This window comes from Sphingobacterium alkalisoli, assembly GCF_005049105.1.
GTDB lineage: Bacteria > Bacteroidota > Bacteroidia > Sphingobacteriales > Sphingobacteriaceae > Sphingobacterium > Sphingobacterium alkalisoli.
Map to the genome: position 1 here is coordinate 281,699 of NZ_SUKA01000001.1, position 24,413 is coordinate 306,111.

The 24,413-nt window shown below is 46.0% G+C and carries 11 protein-coding genes; 8 read left to right on the plus strand and 3 right to left on the minus strand.

Translation table 11 applies throughout. The features are described 5' to 3' along the window. Positions 1–6 precede the first annotated feature (6 nt). Together FAZ19_RS01140 and FAZ19_RS01145 are read left to right on the plus strand one after the other, a co-directional pair. Positions 7–2,793 carry a glycoside hydrolase family 95 protein gene (locus FAZ19_RS01140; RefSeq protein WP_136818766.1) on the plus strand — a complete coding sequence of 929 codons (2,787 nt, stop codon included), beginning with the start codon at positions 7–9 and terminating at the stop codon, positions 2,791–2,793. Positions 2,794–2,795: 2 nt separating this feature from the next. After that, positions 2,796–6,257, plus strand: coding sequence for a malectin domain-containing carbohydrate-binding protein (locus tag FAZ19_RS01145; RefSeq protein WP_136818767.1), 3,462 nt, complete (start codon positions 2,796–2,798; stop codon positions 6,255–6,257). 11 nt (positions 6,258–6,268) lie between these two features. On the opposite strand, the gene FAZ19_RS01150 is transcribed toward FAZ19_RS01145, so the two are convergent. From FAZ19_RS01150 to FAZ19_RS01165, 3 genes are all read right to left on the minus strand, one after another. Beyond that, positions 6,269–7,138 carry an AraC family transcriptional regulator gene (locus FAZ19_RS01150; RefSeq protein WP_136818768.1) on the minus strand — a complete coding sequence of 290 codons (870 nt, stop codon included), beginning with the start codon at positions 7,136–7,138 and terminating at the stop codon, positions 6,269–6,271. A 571-nt stretch (positions 7,139–7,709) separates the two neighbouring features. Next, entirely contained in the window at positions 7,710–9,266 is a 1,557-nt protein-coding gene (locus tag FAZ19_RS01155) for a pectate lyase family protein (protein ID WP_136818769.1), read from the minus strand. A 1,618-nt stretch (positions 9,267–10,884) separates the two neighbouring features. Then, positions 10,885–11,157 carry an HIRAN domain-containing protein gene (locus FAZ19_RS01165; protein WP_169305529.1) on the minus strand — a complete coding sequence of 91 codons (273 nt, stop codon included), beginning with the start codon at positions 11,155–11,157 and terminating at the stop codon, positions 10,885–10,887. 548 nt (positions 11,158–11,705) lie between these two features. Here FAZ19_RS01165 and FAZ19_RS01170 point away from each other — a divergent pair. The 6 genes from FAZ19_RS01170 to FAZ19_RS01195 all read left to right on the plus strand — a co-directional run bounded on the left by FAZ19_RS01170 (position 11,706) and on the right by FAZ19_RS01195 (position 24,411). Next, positions 11,706–14,591 carry a hypothetical protein gene (locus FAZ19_RS01170; RefSeq protein WP_136818772.1) on the plus strand — a complete coding sequence of 962 codons (2,886 nt, stop codon included), beginning with the start codon at positions 11,706–11,708 and terminating at the stop codon, positions 14,589–14,591. 4 nt (positions 14,592–14,595) lie between these two features. Further along, positions 14,596–15,183: a hypothetical protein gene (locus tag FAZ19_RS01175; RefSeq protein ID WP_136818773.1), complete on the plus strand. Its 588-nt coding sequence runs from the start codon at positions 14,596–14,598 to the stop codon at positions 15,181–15,183. Continuing rightward, the gene (locus FAZ19_RS01180) at positions 15,180–15,542 is read left to right on the plus strand and encodes a hypothetical protein (protein WP_136818774.1); all 363 of its coding nucleotides are present in this window, start codon (positions 15,180–15,182) and stop codon (positions 15,540–15,542) included. The genes FAZ19_RS01175 and FAZ19_RS01180 overlap by 4 nt, the downstream gene beginning before the upstream one ends. Positions 15,543–16,065: 523 nt before the next feature. Beyond that, the gene (locus FAZ19_RS01185) at positions 16,066–19,002 is read left to right on the plus strand and encodes a hypothetical protein (protein WP_136818775.1); all 2,937 of its coding nucleotides are present in this window, start codon (positions 16,066–16,068) and stop codon (positions 19,000–19,002) included. A gap of 4 nt (positions 19,003–19,006) precedes the next feature. Next, entirely contained in the window at positions 19,007–19,717 is a 711-nt protein-coding gene (locus FAZ19_RS01190) for a hypothetical protein (protein WP_136818776.1), read from the plus strand. A 50-nt stretch (positions 19,718–19,767) separates the two neighbouring features. Further along, positions 19,768–24,411, plus strand: coding sequence for a DUF6443 domain-containing protein (locus tag FAZ19_RS01195; RefSeq protein ID WP_136818777.1), 4,644 nt, complete (start codon positions 19,768–19,770; stop codon positions 24,409–24,411). Positions 24,412–24,413: the final 2 nt, after the last annotated feature.

Consider the following 24,413-nt stretch of genomic DNA (forward strand, 5'->3'; position numbering starts at 1 on the left):
AAGCATATGTATTTGACGCGTTTACAACTGCTCGTTCTAGTTCTTTTTTGTTCGACACTATCGTTGGCGCAAAATAAACTATGGTACTCCACTCCTGCACGTGTATGGGAAGAGGCGTTACCTATTGGCAATGGCAAGTTGGGCGCGATGATATTTGGTGGTATAGCCGAAGACGAGATTCAATTTAACGAAGAAACACTTTGGACAGGATCTCCACGGGATTATAATGCGGCGAATGCCCATCAATACTTAGATAGCATCCGCTATTTACTGGAAGTTGGCAAGCAGAAGGAGGCCGAAGAGTTGGCCATGCGGGAATTCATGGGATTGAAAAGTGAAACCGAAGACCCTAGCCAATGGTTAACGAAAGTAGGTGAGATCCGCCAACAAGAGGATGGACCCTCGGCTTTTCGTTTCGACGATTCGCAATGGAAAAGCTTAGCCGTTCCGGCATATGAAGGATGGGAATCGGTGGGATTGGAGGGTCTCGACGGAGCGGTATGGTTTCGTAAAGAATTTTATTTATCCAAAACGGATCTAACCAACAGCTGGACATTGGATCTGAATCGTATTCGGGATCTGGATTATACCTACGTGAATGGCAGGCTGATCGGCAGTAGCGAGGGGGAATCTGCGAAGCGTAATTACGAGATTCCGAAAGGCGTATTGAAAGAAGGGAAGAATGTCGTCGCGATCCAGGTCATTAATTTTTTTGGAAAGGGAGGAATAGCCGGCTATAAAGATACGAGTCGGCATATTGGCTTGGTGAGCTCGGAAGGACAGCTGCGATCATTAAATGGCTCCTGGAAATACACTGTTCAAGACGACCATGCGCCGAAAGTAGGTACCTATCAAGCCGCTTATCAGCCTTTCGGAAGCCTTAAATTATCTTTTCCACATGAAACAGCAAAAGATTATCAGCGCATATTAAATTTGGATGAGGGGCTGGCTGAAGTCAACTATACATTAGGTGGCACGCACTATACGCGGACTTATCTGGCGAGTTTTCCCGATCAGGCAATCGCTATCCGACTTTCTGCCGATCAAAAGAAAAAGATAACATTTAGCCTCGCACTAGAAACCAAACATGTGCAGCATAAGATTGAACAAGTAGATGAGCGTACACTTTCCTTAACAGTGCATGTCAAAGAGGGCGGATTAGTGGGCAGCAGTTTGATTCGTATAAATGTTACCAACGGTTCGGCTAAGGTGGTAAACAATCGGATCGAGGTTAAAGGTGCGGATGAGGCCGCTATTTACCTTTCTGCGGCGACTAATTTTGTAAACTACAAAGATATTACGGGCGACGGCTACCAGAAGGCGCAGGCCGTGCAACAGAAAATTGCCGAAAAATCCTTTGAGGCGGTTGTTCGCGACCATCAACAAGATTATAAGCACCTTTACAATCGTTTTTCGATTGATTTGGGACCGCAAAGTAAACAAGCGACAAGTATACGGTTAGCTAATTTTGACAGTGATGTCGACCCTTCCTTTGTTGCACTATATGTTCAATATGGCCGCTATTTACAAATAGCAAGTTCGAGGGAAGGCACGCAGCCTGCAAATTTGCAGGGCGTATGGAATCACTTGCTCGAGCCGTCCTGGGGGAGTAAATATACGGCCAATATCAATTTAGAAATGAATTACTGGCCAACGGAAGTGCTAAATCTAAAAGAGCTGCATGAACCGTTATTTCAGATGATCCGTGAGTTACGGGTTGCTGGCCAAAAAACGGCTAAGCAGTATTACAACGCGCGGGGATGGGTACTTCATCATAATACAGATATTTGGCGTGGTACAGCTCCCATTAACAACTCCAATCATGGCATATGGCCTACGGGCGGAGCCTGGCTTGTGACGCATTTGTGGGAACATTATTTATTCAACCAAGATCTCCATTTTTTGGAGGATCATTATGATATCATCAAAGAGGCAACCTTATTTTTTAAGGATGTGCTCGTAGAAGATAAAGAGACCGGATGGCTCGTGAGCACACCGTCGAATTCACCTGAAAATGGCGGCCTGGTAAAAGGGCCCACCATGGATCATCAGATTATTCGGGCCCTATTTAACATCTTTATACAGTCGTCGGATATCGTGAATAGCGATGCGGCTCTAAGGGATTCCATCATACAGATGCACGCGAAGATTGCACCGAATCAGATCGGGAAATACGGGCAGCTGCAAGAATGGCTGGAAGACAAGGATGATCCGGAGAATAAACACCGACATGTCTCTCATTTATGGGGTTTGCATCCGGGGAATGAAATCAATATGGAGGCGACACCGAAGCTAATGGATGCGGCGAAGCAAACCCTGGTCATGCGGGGAGATGATGGTACCGGTTGGAGTTTGGCTTGGAAAATAAACTTTTGGGCACGTCTTCAAGATAGTGAGCATACCTTAAAAATGATAAAAATGTTGCTCCGTCCTGCGGACCGCAATGGCGGATCCTATCCGAATCTTTTTGACGCACATCCTCCTTTTCAGATTGATGGAAATTTTGGTGGTGCAGCAGGTATAGCCGAACTATTCTTACAAAGTCATCTTTCCTACGTCGACTTATTGCCCGCTTTGCCCGCTAAGTTTTCCGATGGCAGTATCAAAGGAATAATGGCTCGGGGGGGATTTGAAATGGACTTTGCCTGGAAGGATCGTAAATTGACCACATTAGTGGTGCGCTCATTAGCAGGGAAGCCACTAAGCTTGAGATACGGCAAAAATAACATACAGCTGAATACAGAAACAGGGAAGACTTATACATTCGATTCAGGCCTCAAACACATAAACTAACTATGCTCCCATATTTATTTTCCATTCTGGTGCTGCTTTTTCCGATTGTTGTATCAGCTCAACAAAACCCTCGGCAACAGCTTTCGCTACATGCAGGATGGAGCACGGCAATGGATGAAAGTGATACGGCTAAATACGAGGGGTTTCAACAACTCGATTTTGAAGGTGCATCGCAATGGAAGCAGGTGCAGGTACCGCATAATTGGGATCAATATGCAGGCTATCGGCGGCAATTACATGGGAATCTCCACGGTTATGCCTGGTATCGGAAAACATTTGAACTGAAAAAAGGCAAAAACGATACGAAGAAGAGGTATTATCTTTTTTTTGAAGGGGTGGGATCCTATGCGACGGTATGGCTGAACGAGAAGCGGGTTGGTTATCACGCCGGAGGCCGGACTACCTTCACAATAGATGTGACAGATGTCCTATTTGCGGATGGACGCCCAAATGTACTGGCGGTTAGAGCAGATCATCCTGCTGATATCCGTGATCTACCTTGGGTTGATGGGGGCTGTTCGCCAGAAAGGGGTTTTTCGGAGGGTTCGCAGCCATTGGGTATATTTAGGCCAGTAACCCTCATCATCAAAAACGAAGTCAATATTGAGCCATTTGGCGTACACGTTTGGAATGATGAAAACATCCGCTCCGATCAGGCGGTTGTTCACCATACCGTAGAAGTAAAAAATAACGCTACCGAAGCCCGCGACTTACGTATTGATACGCGGTTAAAAGATCATAAAGGACGGGTGCTGTATTCTTCCCAAAGTAAACAAGCTATTGCAGCGAATACGGGGCTCACACTAAAGTTGAAGGATATTGTTATTAAAAATCCAACATTATGGTCGCCCGAGCAGCCTTATCTCTATACGATCGAAACAATCGTAAAAGATGGGAAGAGGGTACTAGATCAGGAGACGGTACCATATGGAATCCGAAAAATCAGCTGGCCAAAGGGCTTGAAACCAAATGGTACAAATCAACTTTTTGTAAATGATAAGCCCGTTTTCATCCATGGGATAGCAGAATACGAACACAAGCTGGGGAATTCACATGCCTTTGCGGATGAAGAGATCTCTGCACGTGTTCGGGAAATGAAGTCGTTGGGATTTAATTCTTTTCGGGATGCACATCAGCCACATAATTTGCGCTACCAGCAGTTTTGGGATGAAAATGGAATCTTACTCTGGACCCAGATGGCAGCGCATATCTGGTTTGACAATGACGCATTTAGAGAAAACTTTAAAAATTTGCTCCGGGATTGGGTAAAGGAAAGAAGAAACAGTCCATCTGTTTTTTTGTGGGGCTTAGAAAATGAAAGCACATTACCGGAAGATTTTGCGAAGGAATGTACAGCGATCATCCGGGAGCTTGATCCAACCGCCTCTATCCAGCGACTAGTAACTACATGTAATGGTGGTAGCGGTACGGACTGGGATGTTCCTCAAAATTGGACAGGAACCTATGGTGGACACCACAACACTTATGGAGAAGATCTGAAGCGGCAGGTGCTGGTTGGTGAGTACGGTGCTTGGAGAAGTCTCGAGCTGCACAGTGAGGGGCCTTACCTGCCAAATCACAATGAATACAGTGAAGAACGTTTTTCGGAGATCTTGCAAACGAAAATCCGCCTAGCGGATTCGGTCAAAGAAGAATCTATCGGGCATTACCTATGGCTGTGGAATTCACATGATAACCCCGGTCGTGTACAGGGAGGCGAAGGGTTTAGGGATCTGGATAAAATCGGCCCGGTGAATTATAAGGGAATTTTAACGCCTTGGGGAGAGCCCTTGGATGCCTATTACATGTATCGTTCGCATTATGCGTCAAAGGAGGATCCCATGGTTTATATTGCCATGCACACTTGGCCCAATAGATGGATAGAACCGGGGCTAAAGAACAATATTCGAATTTATTCTAATTGCGACGAAGTAGAGCTTTTTAATGATGTTGACAATCGATCACTGGGTAAACTCGCAAACCCTGGCCTCGGCCGGCATTTCGAATTTAATAATGTCGATATACAATATAATGTGCTGCTGGCCGAAGGCCGAATAGGTGGGCAGGTCGTAGCGCGAGATACCATTATCCTTCACCACCTACCCAAAAGTCCCCACTTCACCCGGTTGGTCGATAAGTCTGAATTGCTCAAAGGAGACGTAAACCAGACGTATTTGTATCGGGTAAACTGTGGTGGGGATATCTATGTCGATGCATTTGGTCAAACTTGGGCGGCGGATCAGCCCTATACCAGCGAGACGGGTTCCGGATCTCGGTCCTGGGCAGATAACTATCAAGTGAACTCCTACTTCGCAAGTCAACGGCGCACGTTTGATCCGATCAAAGGCGTGGAAGATTGGGCACTGTTTCAAACCTTCCGGTACGGACAGGATAAACTAGCTTTTGAGTTCGATGTTGAGAACGGCGAGTATCTCGTAGAGCTTTATTTTGCGGAACCATGGATCGGTACAGGGGGTATAGCAGATGGTACGGGCTGGCGACTTTTTGATGTCGCGATCAATGATAATGTGATCGAAGATAAGTTGGATATCTGGAAAGAAGTAGGTCATGATAAAGCCCTAAAGCGCAGCTATAAAATTTTGGTTGACAATGGAAAGATTATAATCAACTTCCCGAGGGTTTATTCCAATCAAGCCCTTATTCAGGCTATTGCCATTGCGAAACGAGGGACAGCAAACGTAGAAAGGAAATCAGTCCATTTTAATATTAAGCCTACACAAGCGGAAAATCTTGTTGTGAACTCCTGGATGGATATAGACAGTTCTTTTCAATATCTTCCCTCTTTTTTATATGGATCGGATTACTTCCGAACAGCGGAGAGCAAGCGATCGTTCACCTTTAATTATCCGACTAATTTTTATGTGATTTCGAAAGCAGGGGTACCCACCTACGAGAATACGGGAGATAGCGTAGTGATGCACACAGGAGAGAAATTTTTGGTATCAAGGAGAATAGTGGATAGAGAGGAAGTTCTGACTCTTCCAGATGCGGGGCCCGAAGCGATCTATGCATTTCAGGTGCAGAGCGGTTTACAACCGGCGTACGACCTGAAGGAAACCAGTGGGTATAAGGCAAACCAATCTACGCTATCGGAGCAGATGACCCGGGTTGATTTTCAGGGGCAGGAGCGTCTGCAGTATATGGAGCGCGACTGCGGTTTTGTGGGATGGGAAATTCAAGTAGGTGTGGCCGATATCTACGCCCTAACATTCAAATACCATAATGCGAGCAAGGAAGCGAAATCCGGGTTTTATGAGGTATTGGCCAAGGATGGTGCTATTTTAAAACCGAAGACTGCTGTTACATTCGAGCCCACACGGGAAGGAAAATGGAATTATCTTGATGAGAACACATCAACGATGATTAACGCCGGTACCTACATTGTAAAACTCTATGCGGCGGATGCGAAGGATGTATATGTTGACAATCTTGATGTACGATGAGGAGTAATGTCTTAGCTTAGGTACCTTCTTTTATAATCTAAGGGTGTCATGCCGGTGACTCTTTTAAAGTGACGGTAAAAGTTGGACACGTTATTGAATCCGCACTCAAAACAAATGACTTCCGTAGGGAGCTTATTTTCGACAAGCATACGACAGGCATGGCTAATTCGTATTTCAATTAAAAAATCGTAGTACGTTTTTTTAGTCATCATTTTGAAATAGCGACAAAATGAGGTGACACTAAGATTCGAAATATTAGCGACCTCTTCGAGCGAAATATCCTTTTTGAAGTGCGAATGGGTAAAATTGAAGACGTCATTAAGCCGCATGCTTTCCGCTTCATTGGATTGGTAAAACGCACTTTGCGTCTTGACAATGGTATCGTATTCTTCACCTTCGGCCAGGACCTGAAGGATCTTCATCAGCGTAATAATTCTTCCCATTCCCTCCTCCTGCACGCATTCATGCATTAATTTCGCTACGGTGTCTTTCGTTTCACCTTTTAGCAGTAAGCCGCTTTTTGCCTTTTCGTATAGTTTTGGAAGTAAATACATTTCGGGCAGCCCAACGAGCTGTTTGCCAAAGCAATCGGGCAAGAACTGGAGTACGATGGCCTCTATGGAAAGATCCGGATTGTTTTGGTAGTACTCTTGGTTACAACGCCAAGCGTGGGGTAATTTTTCACCGACCAAGATAATTTCACCAGGCGAAAAACTGTTGATGTTGTCGCCGATAAAACGAATGCCTTCCCCTCGGATTGTAAAGTGAAGTTCTAATTCGTCGTGGTAATGCCACACATTGCCAAAATTAGGCATGACATCGTGTCTGGCCGAGAAGGAACTTTCGTACTGAACCGGAACTTTTCTAAACAGTGGTTTCATAAATTGACTGATTTCCTTAGTTTATAGCTGTTAACAATTTCAAAATTAGCACATTTTTTCTATGAAAACATGAAAGCGCAGTGTTAGGTACCCCAATTTGTGTAATATTTTCTTGACGAATGTGTATATACTTGCTGTGATCTGTTTAGTTAGTGTTCTAATAATCAATATATTGTTTCTTTTTAGGCTGTTTTATTTGTGCAAAGAAACTACATATTTAGGAAATTGAGTAAGGATGGCAAGATGTTACAATAACAGGGCAGGGAGAGCAAGAAAATAGCTGATGACTTTGACTTATTTGGAAATAATAATTTTAAGACCGGGGGCGTGAGGGCGATTTGCAAGACCTCATACGGCAGTTACTATTTAAGGTTACAACCCTAAATAAAGTCGATTTTCAAAAGAAGGTGTCTAAAAAGGTCGTCACCTACAAGAAAACGCGTCATTGCGAGGAAGAATGACGAAGCAATCTGCGTTTTTAACATCGTCAGATTGCTTCACCATCGTTCCTCCGGTTCGCAATGACGACGATGTTGTGCTTTTTGGACACCTCCTTTTTATGGATAAATAGCTAACTTATCGTGTCGACGTTATTACCTAGATTACGGTAATCGATTTTTTCCTGCGGATTTGTTCCATTTAGATATTCTTCTATGTTGGTATAACCATCACCGTCAGCATCCATGGCCCCATCTTTTGGATTTTTAGGATCAAGGCCATGTTTGATTTCCCATGCGTCAGGCATGCCATCTCCGTCGCTATCAACTGGTACCTGGGCAGCATCGAATGTTAAGTTGGGGTAACCACCTACTTCAGCAACATCTTTAATGATACCCGTTTCCGTGGTTGGTTTTCCACTTCGTACCATTTCTGTAACACGAGTGTCTACCGCATCACGTTTGGGTAAAGTTGCTCCAGCCTTTGCAAGTACCGATTCGAAAGCGGCTTCCGCTGTCTGGTGTGGTGCCACAGGCCATCCTACAAATGGGGTATTCACCCGGGCAAATTTTTCGCCTTCGCTCTCATTGGGAATGACCGATTCTTTCGTGTCTTTGACGCGTATACCGGCCCAGTTGTTGTTGGTCACCTCTTCGTTGCCGTGCATAACGTTGCCAGCCACATACCATTTTCCAGGACGGTTTGATTCTTTTGGATACCATTCGCCTTCTCGCCACGCACTACCGGGAGAGTACATGCTCCGTTGTTCAACGCGGGCAAAGACTGCTCGCATGTTATCATTCGTTGCAGGCCCTGGCTTGTAATAGTTGTTGATGACATTGATCATAGATGTTTCATCTCCGCCATCCATTGTACGGTGGCGCCAGTTGAACACCACATTATATCGGAAATCAAACGGACCGGACATTCCTATTGAGGGATTCCGAGCTGTGTTGCTCGCAAATAAGTTGTGGTGGAACGTAGATGGATCTCCTCCCCAGGTGCCACCAAAAGCATGTCCCTTGGCATCGAGCGCTTCACTGGAAATGGTCCATTGCACTGTTATATGCTCTGCGGGGTCTTTTATCTGTGTGGTACCGTCGAGCGATGGCCTCATGTGGCGGTAAAGCGAGATGTTTTCGTCCATGCCCCAACTAGTTGAACAATGATCGATGATGATATGATGGTCCGGATTGCCACCTATGTTGTCGTCACCTTGACCACCCACGGGAACACCCCGGCGTACGCGTAAGTGTCGGATAATGACATTGTGTGTGTTGATATTGAGCGTGCCGGCAATACAGATCCCGTCTCCAGGTGCAGATTGTCCTGCAATGGTGATATCTGGCTGATCGATGTTAAGGTCGCCATTTACTTTTAATGTACCAGCTACACGAAATACGACAATACGAGGGCCTTTTGCTTCTAATGCGGCGCGGAAACTGCCGGGGCCACTATCGTTAAGATTTGTAACAGCAATCACTTGGCCTCCGCGGCCTCCAGTAGTAAACATACCGCCGCCCCATGCTCCGGGAAATGCCGGAATAGCACCTTCGGGCAATCTTGGTGGATGTGGAGGTATTTGTCCGACTTCGGGTTGTCTATTTTGCGCGTATACGTCCACGGAATAAAAAGACGATAATGCAAGCAGGCCTGCTATCGCAATTTGATAGAATGTTTTCATTTTCATGTTATTCGTGATAGGATATTATCATTTGTTTATAAATTGTAATTAAATATACATTAAGCTTGTTCAAATGAATGTAACAATTCTGTTTAACAAAGTATTGTGCTGCAAATACGGAAATTGATATAATTTTTTAGCATTTCTAATACCGATATTAATGGGTGATTTCCAGAAAGAACAAATGTTTTTTTATGTTAATATTATATAATAAAAAGAAAATATTATATAATATGTTTTGAAGAAACAGAGTATGCTAGTCCTAGCATAACTGTACATCAATTAAACATACGATGAGATATTGATGTAACTTTGTTATATCTAGGTTCCTCCTGAAAATACGGAGTATTTACTAACTGAGATCGAATCAAAAATTGCCAAAGAGCAACCAGAAGTTCAGTGGGGCAATGAATTTTACAGTAGGTTGGATAGGCGTTTATGATAAAAAAATACCGCAAGCGGTGTGTAGCAATTGGTGAGAAGACTGGCTCGACAAGGCAATAGGGACGGGGAATCTAGTATCAGTATAACGGCACTAGGCGGCTAGTCTGAAAATTTTGAAAGAAAATAGGTGATTAGTTTTAAAAATTTGTAAAACCGATGGTGTTACCCAGACTTAGTAGGAAATTTTTGCAGAATAGAAAGTTAAATTTTTATTATAATCTAAAAAATTTGTATATTAGCTTAGTTGTAAAAGTTTGTTAATAGGTGGTGAATCCAAAACGTGGACAATTCCCAGATAGAAGAAAAGCTCGATCAGATTGTACGCGTTAAAGGTGAGCGGCGACTCAATGAGTTCCGGGACAGCGCAAGAGGAATCGGTTCCCAGCTGGCCATGGGTAAGGAGTTCGAAAAGCTGAATCGAATGATCCGTGCCATGCTGTCGACCAAACCAAGTGATATCCTGAAATCTTCGGTAGCTATTGCTCGCGCGTTAGAGCATTCCTAGCAGGTACTTTAGTTGGAGGGGTAGGCTACTTCAAAAAGTCAAAAGAATATCTATATAAATCTTTCATTATTCCTTTTAAATCAGCTTTAATTCCCCCTAAACATTAATAATGAATAGACCAACTAAATTAAAATATTTTTATTATTATCACCTTACAGCATATCTTACTTTAATTGTCAGCTTATACGGACAATATTTCGCATCTGAGGGAGGTTTTCTATCAGAAATGCTCCAATTGCTGCATTTGTTTTTAGCGGTTATCACTTTACCTATAAATTTCATCAGTTTTGCAATGGTATTTTTTGGATCGGCGAGTTTTCTTTCAATTACACTTATTCAGATAGATTTTTTTGCAATAAGTCAAATGATTTTTAATTCTGTCGTAAAAGAGTAAACTCAAGATGAAAGGTGTGTCAAAAGACAAAATAACTGACGTATATCTTTTATATGAATTGCCTAATCTGTAATGAGGGTTCTGTTTTTAAAAATCAACTTATAGGCTTGTTTTTTTTAAAATTTTTAAAAGAAATTAATCCCTGCAATTGGCCGTTCTCCGCTGTAGAAGTAATTCCACCAATCCTAAATCCAATGTTTCTTTGAATTAAGCTTCTATAATGTCAGCTAGGTCGAAACCTTAGCATATCTTTCGGGTTACGCCATTTTGTTCAATGGCTTTTACGCGTAAAGAGAGCGGGTCATTCTTAGCCTGATGAAAAACGCTACAATGTATTTTTTAACATAGCCTACAGGCTTACCGTTGAAAGAAACGCTGACGGCTTCTTTATCATAGGCGTTGTTTTCTTCAAATGTATACTGGAGTTCGTCCCCTTGTTTTACAAAATCTCGTGGCAAGTTAACGTGTGACAGGCCAGACAGATCAGTTAGGAACTGTAAATCATTATGATATTGATATTCTGCGAGAAACTCAAAGTTATCTGTTGCTGTCAACCCTTGTGTTTGACCCAATAAATAAAACTTGTCATGTGTTTTTGCTGGGTCTACTTCCCAAAACTGTTAGAAAGTGCCCGCATCAGGACGTTCCGATTTTATCAAGTTAGGTTTTTGGGCCTATGGTTGGCTACCTATAGTTGGCTATTTATATTTATCAATTCTATCCTCCTACCGACCACTTAATCTATGATCTTTAAAAGAGAATAATTTCATCTAGCATCAGTCATGATAATATAGTATACTTACATGATAACATGTTGTAGTAATTATTAAAGTAATAATAAGAATTTAGTGGTGCTATCTATGAAAGAACTAATATGAATAGGCAGTCCTGTCTTGAAGGATTGTGTAGAACCAATACGATTGCCATCGAAACGAAGAGTGAGTCGTTCCATCATCGAAGCTAGTTTAACTGAAAGTAATTTGCATTTTTATTGTCCGAGAGATCTGAAGGGATTTGTGGTAGGGTCTGTGTGGTAGAGTCTAATCTTTTTGGCCGGTCACTATGTTAGCTACGTAACAGAATAAAAACCATCAATATCTATATGAAAATAAGGAATTGTCTGAATTCATTTATTCGTGCTATTGTTCTTGTAACGTTTACGTTTTCTTCGATTGCGCTGGCACAGGAACAGCTACCTGTAGTTATCCCTCCTTCACCGACATCGGTACAGTTCCAGCGGTATGGCGAACATTCTGTGGGTCATTTCACCGGAGTACCCGAGATTACGATCCCTATCTTTACGATCCAGGAGGGGGATATCACGGTACCCATTACGATGAGTTACCACGCTTCGGGATTCCGTCGCCATGAACCCGATGGCCATGTAGGCATGGGCTGGATGTTGAACACCGGGGGAATGGTTACAAGAGAAATCCGCGGATTGCCGGACGATATGGCTCCAGTGCATACCCCCGATGCGTCATACGGGATTATGTCCCCCGATCATCCTGGTATTTCGGATTATCCCTATCTAAATGATCTTTATAAAAAAAGCCTTTACAGTGCCGCAGATGTCGATCATGAGATTGATATATACAGCTATAATTTTCTGGGCCGATCCGGTCAATATATCAGGGATCCAAATAATTCCAATAGATTGACATTTCTACAGCTGACGGACCTTAAGCTTGACGATATAGAAGGGTTTCAGGACCCGAACGGAATTACCTATTACTTCGGCGGTCCCACAGGTGTAGAGACGCAATGGGTTGACGTGAACAATGCACATTATCAGACTTCCACAACGTTCCATATGTCTTCTATACTGTCCTCCAGATATCCAGGTCGGGGAGTAAGCTATCAATATCAGGAAGGCAAGATTTTCTCCATATTTAATACGACAAACTCAGAAAACTGGCAGTACATGTGGGATTATGGTATTAATCCAACCGCTCATCTTTATGCCCCTGAAGAGTTGTTATATCCTCCTTTAACCCTCAATAATCAACGTGTTTCGTCAATGTATCTTCCATTTTCAACATACACTACCAAATTTCCGTCGCAGATCAGTTTTTCTTCGGGGGCTGTAACGTTCCAGTTTTCGGCCCAAAAGCTGTTGGAACGGATCGATGTCAGGAATTACCAAGGTCTACTGATCAAGCGGATTACCTTCGAATACGGAACATTGGAAATATCGGGTAGAAATGCTTCAAAGTTGAAGGCCATTGTTTACCGCGATGCGACTAATCAAGAGATCGAGCGGTATTCTTTCGAATATTATAATGAGTATTCTGCTATTACAAGAAAAGGCAGTGATCACTGGGGGTTTTATAACGCCGACACCTATGATGATATCGTGCCGTTTACAGAGGATGTTGTGCGTACATACTGGCAGGATTCGGCAGACGGCCTCACTCGTTGGGTTGCGGCGACTACACATTTTAATCTCTCAGTTGGAGGAAGGGCGCATAAAATACCAGACTTCGGTGCGACCAGAACCTATACTTTGTCCAAGATAACCTATCCCACGGGAGGATTCACGGAATTTGAATATGAGCTTCATCAGGATGTTGTAAACCAGGCAGCCGGCGGACTGCGGATAAAAATGATAAAAAGCTATGCTTCATCCGGTTTACTGTCCTCCCAGAAGGAATATGTTTATCAAGGAGGTTATCAGGAAGTGGTACCGTCATATGATCTTTACCGGAAAGACGAAGACGTTTATGGCCATGGTATACAAACATACCGACGCCTTTACCTTAACCAACATCTGCCTATCAACCCTTCTCCGCATGGGGCTTCCGTTGTATACGGTCTGGTTACAGAGATCGAGGGTGATCATAAAACGAGCTACCAGTACGCAGTTGGTCCTGCCTATGACTATAAGTGGCTGAGGAACCCTGCGGGCAATACGGACTATGACCGTGTATTCGCCCACAACCACAGACCATGGAATTATGGCCATCTCATCTCCAAAACTATCCTTATGGACGGGATACAGATATACTGGGAGGCTAACGGTTACGATGAATTTGAGACCGGACATATCCATGACCTCGTGATCGAGCGTGCCGCTTCTATGCATCCGGGCTATTCGTCAGAATATAGTCACTATAATGTATACGGAACGGAATTTTTCAACTATTCCAACCGTTATCACCCTATCGGGGGAAAGCGACTAGTCGGGAGATCTGTCCTAAAGGACGGAGTACTGAAGTCGGTAAACAACTATTATGAAAATCCGGATTATCCTTTCGCCGTGACAAAAACCAGGACGGTCACGAGCGGCCGGGATACGGTTTTCAGCGAGATGAAATATCCATTCGATTATGCATCGGCTCCCTATACCACGATGGCCTCCGATAACCGACAGGAAGTAGTCGGGGAAGAGCGAAGCCATGGTAGTGCCGGTATCTTTATGGATGCGAGCAGAACGGAGATGAAGGACTGGGGAGGGGATGTGATCGCACCGGAGTTCACCCAGTTTAAAACCGGTAATATGGCCAGTGCCTATCAGGACGAAATTCGTTACCATGGCTATGACGGATCCGGTAACATAGCGGCCGTATCCCTGGCGCACGGTCCACAGGATTCTTATCTCTGGGCTTACAGGGAGACATATCCCATCTTAAAAGGAATGAACGTAACGCAGGAGCAACTGAGAACGGCGTGTGATTCTGCTTTAGCTGACCTAGGGCATAACGGTGGGTGGGAGAATAGAGGGGAATACTTCCTGAGTCTCCTGGGCAATCTGCAGGGTACTGCCTCCAAGGGCCTGCTACGGTCTTTTACAGCATCCCTACGGAGCTATCTGCCGGAGGGCGGACAGGTTTCGGTGCACACTTACATCCCGTTGGTGGGCATGAGCAGCTCGACCGACGCGAAAGGAAACACGATATATTACGAATATGACAGCTTTTACCGATTGAAGGCGGTAAGAGATGATGAGGGAAACATCCTCAATACCTATCAATACCATATCAGATAAACCGATGAAGAGAAGATGTGCAATAGTAGCGGCCACCATGTGCATGCTTTATGCTGTTGGCTATGGACAGGAGCTGGGGGGCAGGGCAAAGGAAGGTACAAAGAAAGAACTGACCGCTTCCGAGATATACCAACGTATCCAACGGGTGGGATACGAACGTGAGCTTAAGATAGATTCTGCCAAGGCGATGGTACTGGTGCTGGCCGACAAAATCGTGCAGCAGCGTATACAGGGTGCTCTGCAAAACAGGGAAATGACCGTTAACAGTAAGGCGCAGGAGATAAAAAGAGCCAAAGATGAACGGGAGCAGATGTTCAGGGAGGTGCTGACGAAAGAACAGCTGGCAAAAGTTTATGGGGCTGCCAAGGGAAACGCCAGTTACCGACCATTGGCGTACGGAGGAGAAAGGAAAGGCAACGCCAGTCCTCCTTTAGATCTGACGAAAACAAGTACAGAGGAATCGGAAAGGATCCACCTGCAGCATATCCGTGAACTTCAGGAGCGTCAGAACAGGATTTTTGAACGTAGGGCTACAAAGCCCGTTGCCCCTGAGCGGCCGGTGCCACCGAACAACCAAGACCGAGGAAAATGAAGAGACCGATAACCTTTACGCAGCTTTGGCTAGCCGTACTGACATGCTTGCTGTCATTCACGGTATATGGGCAGCAGGGCAACATAGCTCCCAATTTAAACTACAATATCCCTTCCGAGATTACGGTCGGTTCCTATGTGAACTATCCGGCCAACAATACAGGAGGATCGATCCATCAGGATGGATATGTGGGCCGGATAGCTGATAATATAAGTGTTCCGCAGGGAACCAATATGACCGGTCCGGCGACGGGTGCCGGCATCGGGGAGGTAACGGCAATGACATCCGACGGTCAGGGCGGGATCTATCTGTTCGACTGGTCTGCGTACCGCATGTACCACATCTCGGAAAGCGGCTAGATAAGCTTTTTTTGCCGACGACGGAGTTAACAGGGTACAGAACGGCACGGGGGCATCCGTATCTTTTGGAGTTGTGGTGGGCATGGCTACCGATGGTTTCGGAAACATCTATTTCTGCTAGTATGATTATCATGTCATCCGCAAGATAACCAATGTCAATATGCTCATTAATAAAAAAACAAACTTCGTATAGCATTATTTTTGACAAAATAGTATATTCTTATGCTAAGATCTTATATTAATTAATGGGATAATAATTAGATATTAGTATTGCTATCCGTGAACGGAATAAATATAAAAAGGCGGTCCTATCTGTTAGGGATTGTGTAGAACCAATACGATTGCCATCGAAACGAAGAGTGAGTCGTTCCATCATCGAAGCTAGTATAAACTGAAAGTAATTTGCATTTTATTGTCCGAGAGATCTGAACTGATTTGATGTAGGGACTGTGTCCTAGAATCTGATCTTTTTGACTGGTCACTATGTGAGCTACGTAACAGAATAAAAACCATTAATATCTATATGAAAATAAGGAATCGTCTGAATTTATTCATTCGCGCTATTTTTCTGGGAGCGTTTACGTTTTCTTCGATCGCGCTGGCACAGGAGCAGTTGCCCATAGTTATTCCACCGTCACCCACCACTGTAGAGTTCTTGCGTTACGGGGAGCATCCAGTCAGCCATTTCACGGGAGTTCCTGATATCACGATCCCGATCTTTACGATCCAGGAGGGGGATATTACTGTTCCCATTACAATGAAATATCACGCTTCGGGATTTCGTGCCCATGAAGCGGATGGTCATACGGGCATGGGCTGGACCTTACATACGGGAGGCTTTTTTTCGAAAGAAATACGTGGTTTTCCGGATGAGCTGTCCATTATGGATGTTCCTGACGCGGGGCCAGGGATTTTTTTGCCGGGTTATCCCGGTAAGCCAGATTATGAACGCTTAAAGTATCTTCATACCAAGGGTAGTTTTATGGGGCATAATGGTCCGGTTCCCGTTGATACAGAGTTTGATATATACAGTGTTAATTTTTTAGGCAAATCACTTAAGTATCTGTATGATTCAAATAATAGTGAATATTTCATTATAGAAGATAACGGTCTTAAGTTTAGTGCTGACCGGACTAAAATTCTAGATGAGCGTGGTATTTCTTATTCTTTTGGCGGTGGTGGCGGTGTAGAGAGTCAGTGGTTTGAATACCGAAAGTTGCAGGATGCGGAACCAACCTATTACCAGACCTCTACAACGACGCATTTAAGTTCGATTCTATCGACGCGATATCCTGGTCGTGGCGTCAGTTACCAGTACCAGCCGGGAAAGGTATTTCCAAATGGAGGAAGTACACGGAATGACCCGTTGCAGGCCACATGGGATTACTATTGGGATTGTTATGGGTGTGATCCCAGAGATCTGCTTTACTCAGGTAGTGATCCCTACCAGATTACCCCTAATATCCATGTTTTAGCGAACCATCCCCGATCGAATTATACCACCAAATTTCCGGACCGTATTACGTACTCCTCTGGCATGTTGCGCTTCTATCTCTCCAGCGACCTGCTCCTGGATCATATTGATATTCTTGGTAGAGAGGGGCAACTTCTCAAGCGAGTAACCTTTGAGTATGGGACGTTCGATATCTATGAAAAGACTGGAAGTAGTACTTATGCCCGCCCCCGTTCCAAACTGGAGGCGATTGTATTTAGGGACGTCAACGGAGATGAAGTCGAGCGGTATAGCTTTAGTTATAATGGTGCGGGATATACCGTAAAGGGAACAGACTACTGGGGTTTCGCAAACGCCGATCCGGTCGGAGGGCTTATCCCTTGGAGCGAGTCTGTTCCGTCCTATACCCTTAATAATTCGGGGCATATACAATTTAATTGTCACCCACCCTTTCCAAAACCTCTTGGTGGATATGCCAATAAAGAAGCGAGCGAGTATGTAGGTAGTCTGTTTTCGCTGCAGGAGATCACCTATCCCACCGGCGGGTACACGAGGTTCACCTACGAGGGGCATCGACATGTTTGGGGCGCAGTAACCGGAGGTATTCGGATCAAAAAAATTGATAATTATTCTGCATCCAATGTCTGGGTTGGTGGGAAAGACTATATCTACGATGGACCATATCAGGAGGTATATCCTACCCGTGATCTGTACCGGAGAGACCACTTCTTAAAGTGGTGCGGAGGACTAGTGGATGCGATGCGGCTATATATCAACGAAGATCCGAAGATCAACACCTCACCTATGGGATCTTCGATGGTATATGGCCAAGTGACCGAGATAGAAGGTGACAGACGCACGCAGTATAATTATGCCGTAGGCCAAGCTTATCGGTATAAGGAATTGCGCTACCCCATCGGTCCTACCTATTACGACCGCATATTTGCGGACTGTTACCGCCCCTGGAACTACGGATACCTGACGGGTAAGACCATATTCAGGAACGGTGTTCGGGAAACCGCGGAATACTATGATTATGAGACCTTCGAGACGGGTGAGACCCGTGATTTTTTGATCGACCGTGACAGGAGCGTGGTGCCCGGGGTGATCACAGCAAGCGAAACCCACCTTGCCAATATCTATGGCATAGACTTTTTCAACTACGACAACCGTATCCATCTGAGCGGGGGAAAGCGATTAAAGAGTAAGGGGGTAATTAGAGATGGAGTAAGTTCGGTCACCTACTACGACTATACGAACCCGGACCATATACATCAACCAACTCGCAGCCGTATCCGTACAAGTGAGGGCGATGAGATCTGGACGGACATGAAGTACAGTTTCGATGAGCCGGCGGCTCCGTATCCGACCCTGCTTGCGCAGAACCGTATGGATGTGATCGAGGAGACGAGCTACCGGCATCCGAGTAATGCATTCATCGGTGCGCATCGTAAAGATTGGCGGGACTGGGGGTCAGGCGTTATTGCACCAGAGTTGACAAAATATAAAAGTGGTCTGCTGAGCAATCCCTGGGAACCAGCCGTGCGCTACCATGGGTACGACGTGAACGGCAATCCGGAAAGCGTCTCACTGGAGCACGGAGCACGGGAGAGTTATCTCTGGGGCTACGGCCGTGTCCATCCTGTGATCAAGGGCATCAACATGACTGCGTCGGAGCTGCGCACGGCCAGTGCTTTGGCACTTGCCGACCTTGGCTATACCTCTGGCTGGGACGTGAATGCGGATGCCTTTCTGGCCGCTGTCCGCTGGCTGTCCCAAAGTACGGTGCGTTTACGTCTGCAGAGCTTTATCACTGCGCTGCGGAACCATTTGCCGGCGCAGGGAAAGGTCGAAGTGTACACCTATTCGCCAGGCGTCGGTATGAGCAGTGCGACCGATGCGCGGGGTGTCACGGTGTATTATGAGTACGACAGTTTCCAGCGACTAAAGGAGATACGTGATTTTGAATACAATATCCTTAAAGGTTATCAGTACCACTTACGATAAATATATGAAAAAGAACTTATTAATGTTATTGTTGTTCGGTCTGTCGGTGCTATTTGTCCATGGACAGTTGCTGGACCAAGCCGTCAGACCTGCCGCAATTCCTACCGGCAAGCAGCTTTCGGAGATAGAGATATACCAACGTATGCAACGTGTAGGATATCAGCGTCGCTTGGGATTGGATTCCATTACAGCAATGAAGCTTGTGCTTGCAGATCAAGCTGAACAAGAGGGGATTCAGTCTACACTTGAGAATCGTAATCTGACTGTAGAAGATCGTGCTATAGCGATAGCGGAATATCGGAGTAAGCGTGAATTGGTGATTGGCGCAGTATTGACAAAGGAGCAGCAGTCTAAATTTAATGGATCACTTGTGAATAAAAGAAAGAACTTTGAAGTGAATGAACAGAAGAATGGCGGCTCCGTTGGTATGGAGAAAGTGATATTGCGTTACAGTGAAGGGCTTTCTGCGGTGAATAAAGACAGTAATCTGGATGCTTCAACCCGTCATAAGAAAATTGCTGATCTTGAACGAGAACGAGATAAAGAGCTTATTGCATTAGATAGCCTCCATTTACAGGAAATCAAGAAGCTCAACGAGCGGCAGGCGACGTACTGGCTGCGTCCCGAGGTTGCTCCAGATTCCACGCAGAGCCGGACCAGGGAGCTGCTGGAGCGTAACAGAAAGACCTTCCCGACAGATGGCAGGATCCAATAGCAGGCAAAGAGCATGTAACATAATTTTACGGGAACGAACAAAAGAAAAAGATGAAAGAGAACCTCTTTACCTATATCATAAAGCTACTGTGGCTGCTGCCATTTCTGCTGGCCAATGCCGTGTATGGTCAGAGCCATACTCCGCCGAATATCAGCTATAGTATCCCACCTGCCTTAACCGTAGGCACATACGTTAACTATTCTCCCGATAATACCGGGGGGGCGATCCACCGGGATGGCTACGTCGGTAGGATTGCCGGTAATACAAGTGTTCCCCAGGGAACCAGTATGACCGGCCCGGCGACAGGTGCCGGTATCGGAGAGGTAAGCGCCATGACATCCGACGGTCAGGGCGGTCTATATCTGTTCGATTGGTCCATGTACCGTATGTACCACATTTCGGAAAGCGGCCAGATAAGCTTCTTTGCAGGGGATGGTGTCGACAGGGTACAGAACGGTACGGGGGCATCCGCATCTTTTGGAGTTGTGGTGGGGATGGCTACCGATGGTCTGGGAAACATCTATTTCTGCGAGTATGATTATCATGTTATTCGCAAGATAACGCCATCGGGTGTGGTCAGTACGATAGCGGGCAGCGTAGGGCAGTCGGGCTATGCTGATGGACAGGGTTCCTCGGCACGGTTCGAGAGACCGGCCGGGATTGCCGTTGACGGGGCAGGCAATCTCTATGTCCGGGATTCCGAAAACGCGCGTGTCCGTAAGATCACGCCTTCGGGCATGGTGTCGACACTGGCGGGCAACGGTTCCTTTTCGAGCATCGATGGACCGGCCGCGACGGCGAGTCTGGACCTTTCTTCTTTGGTCCGAGCGAACGGTATCGCGGTCGATGCGAATGGTAATGTCTACGTGTCGGAAACCTATAAGGGACTTATCCGTAAAATAACGCCTGACGGCACCGTGTCCACTTATGCCGGCCTTCGGCAGGGAGCAAGCGGTGCTCCGCGGAGCGGTCCAGCGCTTACCATCCGGCTGGAAGACCCGGCAAGCCTTGCTATCAACCGGACAACCGGTGACCTCTATGTAGTCAGTTCCATCGACGGCATAGTCACACAGATCAATGCCGGAACCGGCATGGCGACCACCGTTGTAGGCGGCGGGTCGATGCAGGTGCAGGAAGGAGCTCCGCTGGAGGTGGGTTACAGCTGGGCAGAGGGCCTGCTCTGTCTGGAGGACGGCAGTCTGGTGATAGAAGACCTGGGTTCGGCCGGCCGCAGTACCCTCTACCGGCACGAGACGAAAGCCTTTAGCATAGATCCGGCGCTACCGGCCGGACTGAAGTTTGATGCTCGGGGGAATATCTCCGGCCGTGCCCTTCTGACCAGCCCGCAGACAAACTATACGATCACGGCACACAATGCCTGGGGCAGCCACGATTATACGGCGAGCTTTGCGGTGGAGCTTCCACTAGGCGGTGCCCCTGGGCTACACACAGGTCCTCCTGACCAGATAGCAGCTACCCTCAGTCAGAATTTTATCGAGGAGACAACGATCAAGGTGCCGGGGCTTACAGTACTAGTTAGCCATCTTGATGTGGGGCAGGCCGATCGCAGCATCGTCTACTATGACGGTCTGGGCCGTCCGATCCAGACGGTGCATTGGCAGGGGAGTCCGAATAAGAAGGATATCGTGCAGCATATAGAGTACGACCGTTACGGCCGGGAGGTTATCAAGTACCTGCCGTATGCGGAATATAGCGGCAGCAACGGGGCTTACCGAGGTACGGCCAAAGCCAGCCAGCAGACCTTCTATAGTAGCATGGGCTGGGATGCCGACGTTCACAAAACGGCTTATCCGTATGCCCACACCGCATATGAGCTCAATCCGATGACAAACCGTCCTTTGCAACAGGGTGCTGCGGGAGCTTCCTGGCAGCCCAGCTCTCCATCAGTTGCGGGTTCGGGCCATACGGTGGCCATGGAATATGGTACGAATGTAGCTGACGAGGTACGTCTATGGCGAATAAACCCGGCAGGTAACGGAGCCAATGGTTCGGAGCATTATGAGGCCGGTAAACTTTACAAGACTGTTATAAAAGATGAGAACTGGGTATCGGCGAATGGAAAGGCAGGTACGGTTGAAGAGTTCAGGGATTTTCAGGATCGTGTGGTGCTGAAGCGGATATGGAAAAGTACCGAAGCGCTTAACACGTATTACGTGTACGACATATTAGGTAGCCTGCGGTATGTCATTCCACCGGGCTATACAACATCCACGGTTACCGATAACAATGTAGATTTCAATGAAATGGTTTACGCTTATCGTTACGACACCAGAAAACGCCTGATAGAAAAGAAGATCCCGGGTAAGGGCTGGGAGTATCTGATATACAATAAGGTTGATCAGGTGATCCTGAGCCAGGATGCCAACCAGCGTGCGGTCAAGAAGTGGAGCTATAGCAAGTACGACGCCTTCGGAAGAACAACATCTACGGGTATCTACACCAATACGACAACAAACCAGAGTACCCGTGCGCAGGTACAGACACTGGCGAATGCAGTGGCCCCGCAATGGGAAAATCGCCTTGGTACTACAAACTATACGAATACGACATTTCCCAACACGCCATCGCAGCTGCAGGAACTCACGGTCAGTTATTATGACGACTACTCCTTTGCCGGCGCATCGACCAGTACCCTACAGCCCTCGGGTATTACTAAGAGTGATAAAACCCAGACGCTTCTCACGGGGATGAAAGTGAGCAGGGATGATGGCACCGCACCGCTGCTTACGGTGAACTATTACGATGACCGCGCTCAGCTTATCCAATCCGTATCGCAGAACCACCTGGGCGGCACTGACCGTATCACCAATGAATATACCTTTGTGGGCGAACTGACCAAGAGCACCCATGTGCACATTGCAAAGGGTGTTACGACGACCATGGTGACCACGAACAGCTACGACCATGTGGGAAGACTACTGGCAAGCAAACATTACATCAACGACCCACTGAAAGAAGTAACACGGGCAAAGAACGAATACAACGAGATCGGCCAGCTGAAGAAGAGATCGGTTGGTGGAGATAAGAACGGGGCGAACTATCATACGACGGTGGACTATGCCTACAATGAGCGCGGCTGGACGACGGGAGCGTCCTCCCCGCAGTTCACCTATCAGCTGAACTACGACAGGAACAGTACAGGTACTATCCTTAGCAATGCGCAGTACAACGGCAATATTGCCCAACAGCTCTGGGGACATGGTCCCACAACCAACAGCACATTCGCATACAGCTATGACAAACTTAACCGGTTGACCAACGGAACAAGTACGGGGACTACGGTGATGATCGAGGCGCTGACCTACGATGATATGGGCAATATCAAGACCCTTGCCCGCAATACCGGGAATACGACAGCTACCACATCGACGACCTATACGTACAATAACGGCAACAAAAGTAATAGACTGGCGAGCCTATCGGGCAATACGAACACCTATCTCTACGATGCGAACGGTAATGCGACGAAAGACCGTACAGGTATGACGATCCGCTACAACCACCTGAACCTGCCGGATTCGGTTTACAATGCTTCGGTCCGGGTCGGTTACCTTTACGATGCTATGGGCACCAAGCTGCGCAAATATTCCAACCAGGGCGGAAACAGGGATTATGTAGGGGGTGTAGAATATAACGGGAACAACATCGAGCTGATCCATATGGGCGAGGGGGTGGCATACCGGAATACATCTAACAATACATACACGTACCGTTACAACCTAACAGACCATCTTGGAAATGTACGTTCAACGGTGTACCGTAACCCGACCACAAATGCTATCGAGGTACTGCAGAAGGATGATTACTATCCGTTCGGCAAACAGCGTGTTGTAGCGGCAGGGAATAATAAGTATCTTTATAACGGCAAGGAAATCCAGGGCGAGCTTGGAGGACAGTACGATTACGGGGCGAGGTTCTATGACGCGGAGATAGGGAGGTGGAATGTACCTGATCCGCTGGCGGAAGTTTTCTATAATGTTTCGCCCTATAACTATGGAATGAACAATCCTATTCTGATGGTTGATCCTACTGGTATGGCGGCAGATACGACTATCAATACTTCAGTTAGTGCTGTGATGGGGAAGAATAATATATTATCAGTAACCCAAACAACCACTACAACCATAGTCGATAAAAATGATAGGGGCACTACTACTACAAAAATAGTTTCTAGTGCTACAGATAGAGTTTCCAGTGATCCTGATAAGGATACTGAAAGGGGGGATGTAATTACCACAAGAGTGACAAGTCATATGGACAAATCCGGTAAAGGAAAAATATTGGATAAAAGTGGTTCTCGAGAGTCTAGAGACCAAACTAAAGTTGATACTGATCCTCTGAGGCAGGTCACAAATAGCCTTGAAAATTTCAGAAACATCAATGGGGAACAATTTGTCTCAAATATCAATAGGTATGGTACAAATGCTACAAGTATTGCGGGAGCGGGAGCCGCTGCTCCATTTGGAACTGCCTCTTTAATAGGGCAGTTGATTAATAGCATTTTAGGGAAAGGAACAGTTTCGGCTTCAGGATTATCGGCTGTATTACCTAGTCTGGGAATATCTACAAGCAACTATGGTGTCAGTAGGTACATTAGTACCTTTGGTATAGGTAACGAAAAAATTATGCTGATCAAACACAATAATGTTGAACGTTTTAGATACTTAAAGTAAGA